At 60.8% G+C, this 12,625-nt stretch carries 15 protein-coding genes; 14 read left to right on the top strand and 1 reads right to left on the bottom strand.

The window, feature by feature from the left end; all coding sequences use genetic code 11:
* Window positions 1-51: 51 nt before the first annotated feature.
* The 10 genes from nagZ to ACQY1J_RS13570 all read left to right on the top strand — a co-directional run bounded on the left by nagZ (window position 52) and on the right by ACQY1J_RS13570 (window position 9,225).
* A complete protein-coding gene (nagZ, locus tag ACQY1J_RS13615) occupies window positions 52-1,068 on the top strand; it encodes a beta-N-acetylhexosaminidase (RefSeq protein WP_430250103.1) in 1,017 nt (338 codons plus the stop codon).
* Window positions 1,069-1,099: 31 nt separating this feature from the next.
* Window positions 1,100-1,942 carry a segregation and condensation protein A gene (locus tag ACQY1J_RS13610; RefSeq protein ID WP_430250101.1) on the top strand — a complete coding sequence of 281 codons (843 nt, stop codon included), beginning with the start codon at window positions 1,100-1,102 and terminating at the stop codon, window positions 1,940-1,942.
* On the top strand, window positions 1,939-2,655 hold the full coding sequence (scpB, locus tag ACQY1J_RS13605) for an SMC-Scp complex subunit ScpB (RefSeq protein WP_430250100.1): 717 nt from the start codon (window positions 1,939-1,941) through the stop codon (window positions 2,653-2,655). The genes ACQY1J_RS13610 and scpB overlap by 4 nt, the downstream gene beginning before the upstream one ends.
* A 195-nt stretch (window positions 2,656-2,850) precedes the next feature.
* Window positions 2,851-3,081, top strand: coding sequence for a twin-arginine translocase TatA/TatE family subunit (locus tag ACQY1J_RS13600; protein ID WP_062457545.1), 231 nt, complete (start codon window positions 2,851-2,853; stop codon window positions 3,079-3,081).
* Between the two features lie 31 nt (window positions 3,082-3,112).
* Window positions 3,113-3,868, top strand: coding sequence for a Sec-independent protein translocase protein TatB (gene tatB / locus ACQY1J_RS13595; RefSeq protein ID WP_430250098.1), 756 nt, complete (start codon window positions 3,113-3,115; stop codon window positions 3,866-3,868).
* Window positions 3,868-4,692: a twin-arginine translocase subunit TatC gene (gene tatC, locus ACQY1J_RS13590; protein WP_430250096.1), complete on the top strand. Its 825-nt coding sequence runs from the start codon at window positions 3,868-3,870 to the stop codon at window positions 4,690-4,692. Before tatB ends, tatC begins: the two co-directional genes overlap by 1 nt.
* 54 nt (window positions 4,693-4,746) lie before the next feature.
* Window positions 4,747-6,027 carry a serine--tRNA ligase gene (serS, locus tag ACQY1J_RS13585; RefSeq protein WP_430250094.1) on the top strand — a complete coding sequence of 427 codons (1,281 nt, stop codon included), beginning with the start codon at window positions 4,747-4,749 and terminating at the stop codon, window positions 6,025-6,027.
* An 11-nt stretch (window positions 6,028-6,038) separates the two neighbouring features.
* Window positions 6,039-6,794: a 5'/3'-nucleotidase SurE gene (gene surE / locus ACQY1J_RS13580; protein WP_430250093.1), complete on the top strand. Its 756-nt coding sequence runs from the start codon at window positions 6,039-6,041 to the stop codon at window positions 6,792-6,794.
* Between the two features lie 31 nt (window positions 6,795-6,825).
* Window positions 6,826-7,479, top strand: coding sequence for a protein-L-isoaspartate(D-aspartate) O-methyltransferase (locus tag ACQY1J_RS13575; protein WP_062457531.1), 654 nt, complete (start codon window positions 6,826-6,828; stop codon window positions 7,477-7,479).
* 156 nt (window positions 7,480-7,635) lie between these two features.
* Window positions 7,636-9,225, top strand: coding sequence for a peptidoglycan DD-metalloendopeptidase family protein (locus ACQY1J_RS13570; protein ID WP_113166257.1), 1,590 nt, complete (start codon window positions 7,636-7,638; stop codon window positions 9,223-9,225).
* A 78-nt stretch (window positions 9,226-9,303) separates the two neighbouring features.
* Here the strand turns inward: ACQY1J_RS13570 and ACQY1J_RS13565 are convergent, their stop codons facing one another.
* Entirely contained in the window at window positions 9,304-10,173 is an 870-nt protein-coding gene (locus ACQY1J_RS13565) for an ATP-binding protein (protein WP_113111253.1), read from the bottom strand.
* Window positions 10,174-10,385: 212 nt separating this feature from the next.
* Here ACQY1J_RS13565 and yajC point away from each other — a divergent pair, with 212 nt between their 5' ends.
* From yajC to ACQY1J_RS13545, 4 genes are all read left to right on the top strand, one after another.
* Window positions 10,386-10,739: a preprotein translocase subunit YajC gene (gene yajC, locus ACQY1J_RS13560; protein WP_062457522.1), complete on the top strand. Its 354-nt coding sequence runs from the start codon at window positions 10,386-10,388 to the stop codon at window positions 10,737-10,739.
* A gap of 59 nt (window positions 10,740-10,798) precedes the next feature.
* Window positions 10,799-11,185 (top strand): Mth938-like domain-containing protein, encoded by a 387-nt coding sequence (locus ACQY1J_RS13555; RefSeq protein ID WP_430250091.1) that lies wholly within the window; start codon window positions 10,799-10,801, stop codon window positions 11,183-11,185.
* A gap of 3 nt (window positions 11,186-11,188) precedes the next feature.
* Window positions 11,189-12,055 carry a phytoene/squalene synthase family protein gene (locus tag ACQY1J_RS13550; RefSeq protein ID WP_430250090.1) on the top strand — a complete coding sequence of 289 codons (867 nt, stop codon included), beginning with the start codon at window positions 11,189-11,191 and terminating at the stop codon, window positions 12,053-12,055.
* 90 nt (window positions 12,056-12,145) lie between these two features.
* On the top strand, window positions 12,146-12,625 hold the full coding sequence (locus tag ACQY1J_RS13545) for a hypothetical protein (RefSeq protein WP_342366082.1): 480 nt from the start codon (window positions 12,146-12,148) through the stop codon (window positions 12,623-12,625).

Genomic DNA, 12,625 nt, shown 5'->3' with positions numbered 1-12,625 from the left:
GGCGCACAGCGCCCCGTTTTCTATTCTGCTCCCAGCATTCTAGGATCGAACATGACCGAATCGAAAGCGATGATCCTGGGCTCCAGCGGCCCGCAGCTTACCCAGGACGAAATCCTGCTCTACCGGGATGAGCGTCCCTGGGGTTTCATTCTCTTTGCCCGCAACTGTGTCGAGCCGGCCCAGATCACTGATCTGGTTGCAGCCATGCGCGACGCCGTCGGCCGCTCGGATGCGCCTGTCCTGATCGACCAGGAGGGTGGCCGCGTTCAGCGTATCCGTCCCCCGATGATCGAACGTTATCCCTCGGCAGCCGCCTTGGGGGCGCTCTACAAGAATGACCGTGAAATGGGCTTGCGCGCCGCATGGCTGATGTCGCGGCTGCACGCCTTCGACCTCATGAAGCTCGGCATCAACGTCGACTGCCTGCCGGTCCTGGACGTACCGGTGGAAGGCGCCAGCAACGTCATCGGCGACCGGGCCTATGGCTTCGATCCGAAGACGGTGTCCGAGATGGGGCAGGCTGCGGCCGATGGCCTCAAGGCTGGCGGCATGCTTCCTGTGATGAAGCACATCCCGGGCCACGGCCGCGGCTTGGCCGATTCGCATCATGAACTGCCGGTCGTATCGGCATCGCGGGCGGAACTCGAAGCGCATGACTTCCTGCCCTTCGTGGCGCTCAAGAACGAGTTGATGGCGATGAGCGCGCATATCGTCTTCACCGCGATCGACACGGAAGAGCCGGCAACGATTTCTCGGAAAGTCATCGAGGATGTCATTCGCGGTCATATCGGCTTCGATGGCCTGCTGATGTCCGACGACAGCTCGATGAACGCCCTAAAGGGCACGATCGGCGAGCGCGCGGCGAGAATCGTTGGGGGCGGTTGTGATATCGTCTTGCATTGCAACGGCCTGATGGACGAAATGAAGGCGGTTGTGAACGAGGCGATCCCGCTTGGCGGCGAGGCGCTTCGACGTGCCAAAGCGGTGGAGCAGGGTTTCCCGGTTGCTGACGATGCACAGGAAGACACGCTTCGCGACGAATTCCACGGACTGATCGGGGTCGCCTGACCGCCGACAGTGAAGACGGATCGGAATGGCGATGACAAAAGCTGAAAATGCCATTCCGATGGACAAGATGTGGCAGGACGTGACCGAGCGGGCGATCGATGATCCTTCACTGGTGATCGACGTCGCGGGCTTCGAGGGACCGCTCGATCTTCTGCTGCATCTTGCTCGCAGCCAGAAAGTGGATCTGTCGCGGATCTCTGTCCTGGCACTCGCCGAGCAGTATCTCACATTCGTCGACAGCGCGCGGCGCGTTCGGATCGAACTGGCAGCCGACTATCTCGTGATGGCAGCTTGGCTCGCCTATCTCAAGTCGCGGTTGCTGATCCCCAAGCAGATCAAGATCGACGACGGCCCGACCGGCGAGGAACTGGCGGCAACTCTGGCCTTCCGGTTGAAACGGCTGGAAGCAATCCGCGATGCAGCAGCTCAGCTCGTCAACCGTAACCGACTCGGTCGCGATATTTTTGCACGTGGGGCACCGGAGCATATCCCGCAGCACAGGCCGTCGGCCTATGACGCATCGCTCTACGACCTGTTGTCGGCCTACGCCAATCTCCGGCAGCGCAACGCCATCACCCATGTCACGATCGAACGCCGCAAGGTCTGGTCGCTGGTTGAGGCGAGGGTCCTTCTCAACCGCATGCTGGGCGAGATCGGCGATTGGACGGACCTGCAGCAGTACCTTCTGCCGTATCTGCCGCCGCAGGATCGCGTCACTGCGACTGCCAGCGCCTTTGCCGCCTCGTTGGAATTGGTGCGCGAAGGACAGCTCGAGATCCGCCAGGATGGCGCTTTCCAGACGATCTATCTCAGAAAGGGACCCGGACGGCCGAAGGCCGAGACGTTGCCTCTAAAGGCAGGGACAGCCGAATGAGCCAGATCGAGGACGCGAGGGACGACGACGCGGCAGTGGATGACATTGTGCCGGTGCCCTACTCGTCGGAGGAGATCGAGCGGATCGCCGAAGCCCTCGTGTTTGCATCGGCTGAGCCGGTTTCGGAAGCGTTTCTGGCTGAGCGTCTTCCACGGGGAGAAGATATCCAGGCCGTGATGCAGAGACTGGCGGGCATCTATGCCTCACGCGGAGTGAACCTGGTCAAGGTGGCCGATCGCTGGGCTTTCCGCACCGCAGCAGACCTTTCCTTCGTCATTCGCAAAGACGACAGCGACGTGAAGAAACTGTCGAGGGCCGCCCTCGAAGTGCTTGCCATCATCGCCTACCACCAGCCTGTGACCCGTGCCGAGATCGAGGATATTCGCGGCGTCCAGACCTCAAGAGGTACGCTTGACGTGCTGATGGAAGCCGGCTGGGTCCGTTTCCGCGGTCGGCGTCGGTCGCCGGGCAGACCGGTGACACTCGGAACGACAGGAGATTTTCTCGATCATTTCGGGTTGGAAGAGCTACGCGATCTTCCTGGTCTCGAAGAATTGAAGGGCGCGGGACTTCTATCTGGCCGCATTCCATCCGGCTTTTCGGTGCCGGTTCCGGGCGGTGAGGACGAGCTTTCGGACGAGGAAGACCCCATCACCCAGCTTGATCTGGAGGAGCTTGGCTTGCTGCCTCCAACCGGCGACGGTGATGGCTAGCAGGGGTTTCAGCCAGCTTTCCCCTTATTATTCCCGTGTTCCCGAATATGGACCGTGCGTGATCGTCCGTTGCCGACAGCAGCGTCGCTACATCGCGAAAGTCATCCGTTCATAGCTTTTCGTGCAACGTATTTGGTGTTTGAAAAACAAACTTAAAAAGCTTACATCGGGGTCACGTTCCAATGGAGTTAGACTATGGGTTCTTTTAGTGTGTGGCACTGGCTGATCGTTCTAGTCATCGTGCTTGTCCTGTTCGGACGCGGCAAGATTCCTGAGCTGATGGGCGACTTTGCCAAAGGCATCAAGAGCTTCAAAAAAGGCATGGCGGACGAGGATGCCCCTGAGGCAAAGCCTACCGATACTGTGAACGGCGGCAGGACGGTCGATCACAAGCCCGACGAGATCAAGGAAACCACTCGGTCTTAATTGGTCGGGAGGGTTTCAGGAGCCTCGCTGAATGTTGGATATCGGTTGGACCGAGCTACTTGTCATTGCCATTGTGCTTATCGTGGTCGTAGGTCCCAAGGACTTGCCGCCCATGCTGCGCGCTTTCGGGAAGATGACATCAAACCTGCGCAAGATGGCGGGTGACTTTCGGACGCAGTTCGACGAGGCGCTTCGCGAGGCAGACATGGATGACGTCCGGAAGACGATTTCGGACGCCAAGAGCCTCAATCCCGCCAACAGCCTGCGCGACGCGATAAATCCGCTTCGCCAGATGGGGCAGGACATCCGAAACGATCTGCAGAAGGCGACGCATATGCCGTCGACGCCGACGCCGGTCAGCACGGATGTCGAAGCGCAGCATGCTGTCGAAGGTGCTCCGGTCGCCCATACGGCGCCTGTTGTTGCGGCTGTGCCGGTTACGCCCGTCACGGCATCTCCTGTTGCTGCGCCGACGTCCTCAACTGTGACGCCGGCACCAGCGGAGGCGACAACGCCTGCCGAACCCGGCCGCGTTAGAAAGCCTCGCGCACCGAAATTGGCGGCCACGGGTGAACCGGCAGCTGTGGATAAGCCTGCAACGACACGCAGATCCACGAGGGCGGAGAAGCCTGCCCCGGTGGCGACGTCTGCCGAACAGCCGAAACGTGTTCGCGTGGCCAAGGTCCCGGTGTCCGCACCTGAAACGACTGAGACGGCCGTCAAGCTTGCAGCCGCCCGCAAGCGTACCCTGAAGAAGCCTGTCGATACCCCGAAGGACGATGCCTGATGAGCGGTGATTACGAAGATAAGCCGCAGCCGCTTATCGAGCATCTGATGGAGTTGCGGACAAGGCTCATCTGGTCTATCGGCGCTTTCTTCCTCGCCTTTGTCGTGTGCTTCTTCTTCGCAAAGCAGCTCTTCAACCTTCTCGTCATTCCCTACAAATGGGCGGTCATCTGGGCGAAGCTCGATATCGCGAAATCCGAACTGATCTACACCGCGCCGCAGGAATTCTTCTTCACCCAGGTGAAGGTTGCAATGTTTGGCGCGCTGGTCATTGCCTTTCCGGTGATTGCCTCGCAGATCTACAAGTTCGTGGCTCCCGGGCTCTACAAGAACGAGCGGGCAGCCTTCCTGCCGTTCCTGATTGCCTCGCCTGTGCTGTTCCTGCTTGGAGGGGCACTCGTCTACTTCTTTTTCACGCCGATGGTGATGTGGTTCTTCCTGGCCATGCAGCAGGCGCCGACCGAAGGTGAAGTGGGGATCTCGCTTCTTCCGCGTGTTTCGGAATATCTCAGCCTCATCATGACGCTGGTTCTGTCCTTTGGACTGGTTTTCCAGCTTCCCGTGGTCACGACGCTGCTCGCTCGCGTGGGCATCCTGTCCAGCAAGTGGCTGCGCGAGAAGCGCAAGTTCGCGATCGTCATCGCCTTCGTGGTTGCCGCCGTCCTGACGCCACCGGATCCGATGTCCCAGATCGGTCTTGCTATACCGACCATCCTTCTCTACGAGATTTCCATCTACGCCGCGCAACTCGTCGAGCGCAGACGCGATGAGGACGCTTCGAGTGATGAGGCCTCGTCTGACGTCGCAGAGACGGAGAAGGCCTGAGGTTTTTCTCTCGATCGATATCGCAGCGGCCTCATGCTTTGAAGGCCAAGAATCATGCTCGATATCAAGTGGATCCGCGATAATCCGGAAGCTTTCGACGCAGCGCTGAACAAGCGCGGCGCCGAGCCAATGGCTGCCACCCTGCTTGCGATGGACGATACCCGCCGCAGCGTCATCCAGACGCTTCAGGATATGCAGTCGCGCCGTAACGCCGCCTCCAAGGAGATCGGCAATGCGATGGCGCAGAAGAATACCGAACTCGCCGAGAAGCTGAAGGCAGAAGTCGCCACCATCAAGGACACGATGCCGGCCGCCGAGCAGGAAGAACGGGCAGCTGTCGCAGCGCTCGATGACGCGCTGTCGCGCCTTCCAAACATTCCTCTCGACGATGTCCCCGTCGGCCAGGACGAATCAGGCAACGTCGTCACGCGCACGATCGGAACGAAGCCCGGCTGGAATAATCCCGCCAAGGAGCATTTCGAGATCGGCGAAGCGCTCGGCTATATGGATTTCGAGCGCGCCGCAAAACTCTCGGGCTCGCGCTTTACGGTGCTGACCGGACCGCTCGCCCGTCTTGAGCGGGCAATCGGTCAGTTCATGATCGACATGCACACCAGCGAGCACGGCTACACGGAAGTGTCGTCGCCGCTGATGGTAAAGTCCGAGGCAATGTACGGCACAGGCCAGTTGCCGAAGTTCGAGGAAGATCTCTTCAAGACGACGGATGGCCGCTACCTCATCCCGACGGCCGAAGTGACGCTGACCAACCTTGTTTCGGGCGAGGTTCTGGACGCCGAAAAGCTGCCGCTGCGCTTTACGGCGCTTACCCCGTCCTTCCGTTCGGAAGCCGGTTCTGCGGGTCGCGATACGCGCGGCATGTTGCGCCAGCACCAGTTCTGGAAATGCGAGCTCGTCTCGATCACGGATCAGGAATCATCGATCGCCGAGCACGAGCGGATGACCGAATGCGCTGAAAACGTCCTCAAGCGTCTCGGCCTGCATTTCCGGACGATGACGCTCTGCACCGGCGACATGGGCTTCAGCGCCCGCAAGACCTATGACATCGAAGTCTGGTTGCCGGGACAGGATGCGTTTCGGGAAATCTCGTCCTGCTCGGTCTGTGGCGATTTCCAGGGCCGCCGGATGAACGCGCGCTATCGCGGCAAGGACGACAAGGCTTTGAAATTCGTTCACACGCTGAATGGCTCGGGCACTGCCGTCGGTCGCTGCCTGATCGCAGTCCTCGAAAATTATCTCAATGAAGACGGCTCCGTCACGATCCCGGACGCGCTTCTGCCCTATATGGGCGGCCTGACCAAAATAGAAAAAGCATAAGGCAGCCCTGAATGCGCATCCTGCTCACCAACGACGACGGTATCCACGCGGAAGGCCTGGCGGTTCTCGAACGGATTGCCCGCCAGCTTTCCGATGACGTCTGGATTGTTGCGCCAGAAACCGACCAGAGCGGTTATGCGCATTCCCTGACCCTGTCGGAGCCGCTGCGCCTGCGCGAGATCAGCGACCGGCACTATGCCGTGCGCGGCACGCCGACGGACTGCGTCATCATGGCGATGCGCCACGTCATGGGGGGCAAGCCGGATCTCGTTCTGTCGGGTGTCAACGTCGGCGCCAACCTTGCCGACGACGTGACCTATTCCGGCACGGTCGCAGGCGCCATCGAGGGCACCCTGCAGGGCGTCCGGTCGATCGCGCTCAGCCAGGCCTACCGCAAGGAGAACGGCCGCGTCCTGCCTTGGGATACGGCCGAATCGCATGGCCCGGGCCTGATCCGCAAATTGCTGGATACGGACCTTCCGGCCGGCACGTTTCTCAACGTCAATTTCCCGGCCTGCGCGCCTGACAATGTCCAGGGGACGGAAGTCACGTCTCAGGGCAAGACCGATTTCGACGTGGCGATCGACGAACGCCAGGATGGTCGAGGCTTCCCATACTATTGGCTGTACTTTGCCTCGCGTGTCGGCCGCCAGGCGGAGGGCACAGACATCAACGCCATCAAGGCCAATCGCATTTCAGTAACACCGCTGAAACTGGACCTGACCGACTATTCGGTGCAGGATCGCTTGATGAAGGCGCTGGGTTGAACCCAGATAACGTGGCAGGCGGAGTGACAGCTTGAAATCGGGCATGGTCGAGAAGGAAGGGTTTGCTGCACTTGTCTTGCGGCTCCGGTCCGCAGGCATTTCAAACATCGACCTTCTGACTGCCGTCGAGCAGACGCCTCGTTCGCAGTTCGTGCCGCCCACGCTTTCTCAGGAAGCCTATTCCAGCCGCACGGTCCCGATCGATTGCGGTGCCTTTATGGAAGGGGCAGATCTTGCGGTTCGCCTTCTGGCCGCTCTGCAGGTGAAACCCGGTCATCGTGTTCTCGAAATCGGTACAGGCAGCGGTTTTACAGCCGCCGTGATCGGCCGCATCGCAGAACGGGTGCTGACCGTCGATCGCTATAAGACGCTCACCGTTGCGGCGCAGGCCCGCGTTGACGCACTTGGAATGCGCAACGTCATCGTACGACAGGCGGATGGCAGCAACGGGATGCCGGGCGAGGGCACGTTCGATCGGATATTCGTGACCACGGCATTTACGGTTCTGCCGCGATTCTATGCGGAGCAGCTGACCCATGGCGGTTCGATGGTTGCGCCGCTGATCGGCGACGACGAGACCTGCATGATGGTGAGGCTCACCAAGACCGGGAGCCGATTCGAACGGGAAGACCTGTTCACCGTGCCATTCCTGCCGATCATTCCGCAGATGGCGGCAGCGCTTTAAGCTGGTTCGGCTTTGGTTCCGCTCCTGCCAAGCGCTTCCAACTCATGGTTAGCGAATTATCAAAAAAATCGCATCTCTTCCGACACTTTAACCCCACAGTAAGACTAACGCGCTTTAATGACTCCCACGATGGTTGCGTGAGTGTAGGTCGAGTCCATGCGTGTCAACAGTGCACAAAAAGTCGGAAAATCAGTAGCTAAGCTCGCAGTTGCGGCTTTGCTTGCGAGTGCGGCCACTGGCTGCAGCTCGGATTCGAGCCGTTTCTCCGGGCTGTTCTCCAAAGATGAGCTGACAACGGCTTCAATACCCCAGCGTCCGGTCGGCGGGGCCTATGGCCAGGCGCCAATGCCGCGCGACGATGTGCGGTCGGGCCAGGCGGTGGCACCGGTCCAGCAGGATTACGGTTCGCGAAATACCGCGATGAACCAGCCTTATCCGGCCCAGTCCGGTGGCTATTCATCCCCGGCCCGCGCCGCTTCGGCGCCGATGGCCGTCCAGCGCAACGAGTTGGCAGCTCCCGGCATGCCTTCTGCTCAGGCGTCCGCTCCCATGGCGTCGCGTGCACCGATGGCGGCTGACCGCGGTCAGGGCACTCGCCAGGAATCCATGGCCCAGTCATACCCGGGTCGTAGCGGTGGTTCGCAGTCTCTGACGGCTCCCACACCGTCGACCGCTCGAGGCGACAACCTGACAACGGCTTCGACGAAGCCAATGTCCGGCTGGTCTTCGGTCAACGCTCCGCGGGTAACGCTCAGGGCAGGCGAGACCGCATCGACCCTGTCTTCCCGCTACGGCGTTCCTGAAAAGGAAATCCTGAAGGCCAATGGCGGCGCTGTGAAGCCGGGCCAGACGATTGTCATCCCGACTTTCGGCCCGTCCCGCAATTCCGCGAAGACTGCGGCGTCCGATATCGACCTGCAGAACAAGGCCCCAGCGCCCACCCAGCAGACCGAGCAGAAGGTTGCCGTTCTGCCAACTCCGACCCGCGACAAGGCGATGGCGGAGCCTGGCAAGATCACACCTCCGGGCGGCAAGCCTCTCGGTGGCACCTACACGGTCAAGCCTGGCGACAGCCTTGCAAAGATCGCTCGCGAAACCGGCACGCCGATTGATCAGCTGAAGGCCGCAAACGGTCTGACGACGGACGGTGTGCGGGTCGGCCAGAGCCTGAAGGTCGGCGGTAGCTCGGTTGCAACCGACCCGGTCAGAACCGCATCCATCCCGGAAAAGCCGGCTGCCCAGCCGAAGCCTGCTGCACCGTCGCCTGTCGCCGAAGCAGCACCCGCAAAGCCTGCGCCACAGGAAACAGCATCGCTGTCGGACGTCGAGAAGAAGTCCGATGTGTCTGCCGCTGCACCGCAGTCGACCGGCATTTCGAAATATCGCTGGCCAGTCAGTGGCGCGGTCATCGCCGGCTACGGCGCCAACGTCAACGGCAGCCGCAATGACGGTATCGACATCTCGGTTCCCGAGGGCACGCCGATCAAGGCCGCTGAAAACGGCGTCGTCATCTATGCCGGCAACGGCCTGAAGCAGCTCGGAAACACCGTTCTGGTTCGCCACGACGATGGCAAGGTCACCGTTTACGGCCACGCCGGCAACATCAACGTCACGCGCGGCCAGAAGGTCACCCGCGGCCAGACTGTCGCGGCGTCAGGCATGAGCGGCGACGCTCAGCGTCCGCAGGTCCACTTCGAGGTGCGCAAGGATGCGACACCGGTCAACCCCATCACTTTCCTTGAATAATTGTAGTGCGTTTCAAGGGGACGGGAGAAAAGCGCAGCTTCGGCTGCGCTTTTTTCGTTTTGGGGCTGCTTCAAGAACTCACGGCGTGAGTGTCTTGCGCATCCGCCCGGCGAGATCCTGGATATACTGCCACGCGACGCGGCCGGAACGCCCGCCGCGCGTCGTCGCCCAGGCGAGCGCCTCGTGGTGCAGGGTTTCGCGGTTGAGGCCGAGATTGAAATGGTCCGCATAGCCGTCGATCATGGTCAGGTAGTCGTCCTGACTGCACTTGTGGAACCCGAGCCAAAGCCCGAAACGATCCGAGAGCGAAACCTTCTCCTCGACCGCTTCGGACGGGTTGATCGCCGTCGACTGCTCGTTTTCCAGCATATGCCGCGGCAAAAGGTGGCGCCGGTTCGATGTGGCGTAGAACAGGACGTTGTCCGGCCGGCCTTCGATGCCACCGTCGAGCGCTGCCTTCAGAGACTTGTAGGCCGTATCGTCGTGGTCGAAGGACAGATCGTCGCAAAACACGATGATGCGATGGCCGGATGCCTTGAGGATGTCGAGCAGCGCCGGCAGCGACGCGATATCCTCGCGGTGGACTTCCACCAGTTTCAGCGAGACACCGGTCGACGCGCGGATATCCTCGTGCACGGCTTTGACCAGCGACGACTTGCCCATGCCGCGCGCGCCCCAGAGAAGGACGTTGTTTGCCGGATAACCTTCGGCAAACCGTAGCGTGTTTTCCTGCAAAATGTCGCGCACGTGGTCAACGCCACGGATCAGGGTGAGGGCGACGCGGTTGGGGCGTGGCACGGGCTGCAGGCGCTGGTTTGTCGGCACCCAGACAAAGCAATCCGCGACAGTCCAGTCGTTGACCGCTGGTGGAGGGCCCGCCAGCCGCTCGACTGCGTCGGCGAGCCTGCGCACTTCAGACAGGATCAGGGCGTTGAGCTCGTCGGTCATCTGGTATTCCTCAAGACTTTTTGTCATCGGTCGCGCCCTCTCGGCCGCTTTTTTCAGCAGGTAACATGCTCGTTATTGCATCAAAAGCCGTAGAGCCGTGGATTCAGTACGCGGGAGGACCGCTTTCTGTTGCATTCCCCCGTGTCACAACTATATTCCGGCGGCTTATGACAGGGGGCTCGGCGCCTCCGCTTATCGTTTAGGAGTTCTTGATGTTCATTACTGAGGCATTCGCGCAGGCGGGTGGAGCGGCGCCGGCGGCTTCCGCAACAGACTCGATTCTGCAGATGGTGCTGCTCTTCGCACCTCTGATGGTGGTCTGGTATTTCTTCCTGATCCGTCCGCAGCGCGCCCAGGCCAAGAAACGCCAGGAGACCCTGACGAGCATTCGCCGTGGCGACCAGGTTGTGCTTGGCGGCGGCCTCGTCGGCCGGGTTTCGAAGGTTGTCGATGACAACGAAGTCGAAGTCGAAATCGCCGACGGCGTAAAGGTCCGCGCAATGCGCGCCTACATCGCCGAAGTCCGCGTCAAGGGCGAGCCTGTCAAGGCCGACACCGCGTCCTGACATCAGGCAGGCCCGCTCTGGCGGGCCTTTCCATTTTCTAATCAATCAAGGACGCGGTAATGGCAAAAGGGATCGAGATACGCGAAGCCCATTTCCCCGGTCGCGCCCAGATCGATGCCTACGGCAATGGCGGTTTCCGTTTTGCCGACATGTCGCATCGCGGGTCGATTCTCTGCCTTCCCTCTGGGATACACGGCTGGGATCTGGGCGAAGGTGAGCCCCTGACGGTATCCTCAATCTACAAGGTCCTCGACGAAGCCTCAGGCATTGAGGTCTTGCTGATCGGCACGGGCCAGAACCTGAAGCCGATACCCGCAGAGGTGAAGGCCGCATTGAAGGCGAAGGGCATCTCTTCCGACCCGATGAGCACCGGTGCTGCCGTGCGCACCTACAATATCATGCTCGCCGAATCCCGTGCCGTCGCCGTCGCGCTGATTGCCGTCTGACCCATGAGTGACGATCGTTCAACGAATGGCGAACTCTGTCTCGCGACGCTGCGAGACACGGACCGCGACCGCTATCTCGCATGCCTCCTGTCTCCGGAAGACAAGCGCCCGGCGCTCGCCGCGCTCTACGCCTTCAACGCCGAAATTGCGCGCGTCCGGGACATGGTCCGCGAGCCGCTTCCGGGAGAGATCCGCCTGCAATGGTGGCGGGATTTCCTTGAGGGTGGAAGTCAGGCAGACGGGCTGGGAGACACGGGCGGCAATCCGATCGCTGCAGGACTGCAGGATGCGATCGAAACCTATCGGCTGCCGCGTCAGACGCTTGTTGCCATGACGGAAGCGCGAATCTTCGATCTCTACGACGATCCGTTCACTGACCGCAACGCGCTGGAAGGCTATGCTGGCGAAACCGCCTCGGCTTTGATCCAGCTTGCGAGCCTCATCCTTTCGCCCGAAGATGCCGCAAGGTCCGCGCCGTCGGCCGGCCATGCGGGTGTTGCGCAGGCGATCGCCGGTTTCATCCTGCTTTTGCCGATCCATCGGCGCCGCAACCAGCTTTACCTCCCGCTCGATCTTCTGGCTGCCACCGGTCTTGACCGCGACAGCTTTCTGGCCGGCAGCGACAAACCTCGCATTTCCGCAGCAATTCAGGCCTTTGCCGGCCTTGGCCTCGAGCATCTCGACAAGGCACGACGTGCCGGTCCTCTTCCGCCCGCGCTCGTGCCGGCCTTCGTGCCGGTAGCGCTTGTCGAGCCGGTTCTGAAGCGCGCTTCACGCCGGGGAGCCGATGCTCTCGACGGAGACATGCAGTCTCCCCAATGGCGTCGTCAGTTGCAGATGCTGAAGGCTGCCGTCCTCAAACGCTTCTAGCAATCACCAGTCGCCACGCTTCACGCAAGCCTTGGGGGATAAATGCCCTCTATCGGCAGGTGCGCATCTGCCATCAGTGGAGAAGCAGTCTTGAGCCCTTTGGTAGTTTGGTCGATCGCGATCGGCGTGATGCTGGCCTTGGCCTTTTATGTTACCCGCCTGGTCAAGCACAGTGACGAGGACAGCCTTCACGATATGGGACTGGCGATACTCGAATTCGGTCGCGCCTATCCTGCCGAAGCCATCAGGAGCCTGCACAGCACAGCCGATGCGAACACGATCTTTGTGCGACTGCACGACAATAAGTCAGGCATCATGCGCAACCGTGGCAATCATTTCGCATGCCACGTAATCCGACCGGGCCGCGTGCGGGTCACGCCGACGCCTGAACCGAAAGGCTTTTCGGCCGAATTCCTGGACTCCCCGACACAGAACGGAACTTTCGTGTTCAAGAATGAAAACGAGGCGGCAGAAGTGTCGCTTTGGCTTCTCGACAATTATGTGAGCGTTGCCGATCGACAGCTTCCGGCCGAACCGCAGCCGGCTTCAAACACCGGCCGCTCCGATTAG

It is taken from the genome of Neorhizobium sp. DAR64860/K0K1, assembly GCF_050500205.1.
Lineage (GTDB): Bacteria > Pseudomonadota > Alphaproteobacteria > Rhizobiales > Rhizobiaceae > Neorhizobium > Neorhizobium soli.
The sequence above is the reverse complement of the archived record's forward strand: the minus strand, read 5'-3'. Positions and strand labels throughout refer to the sequence as shown.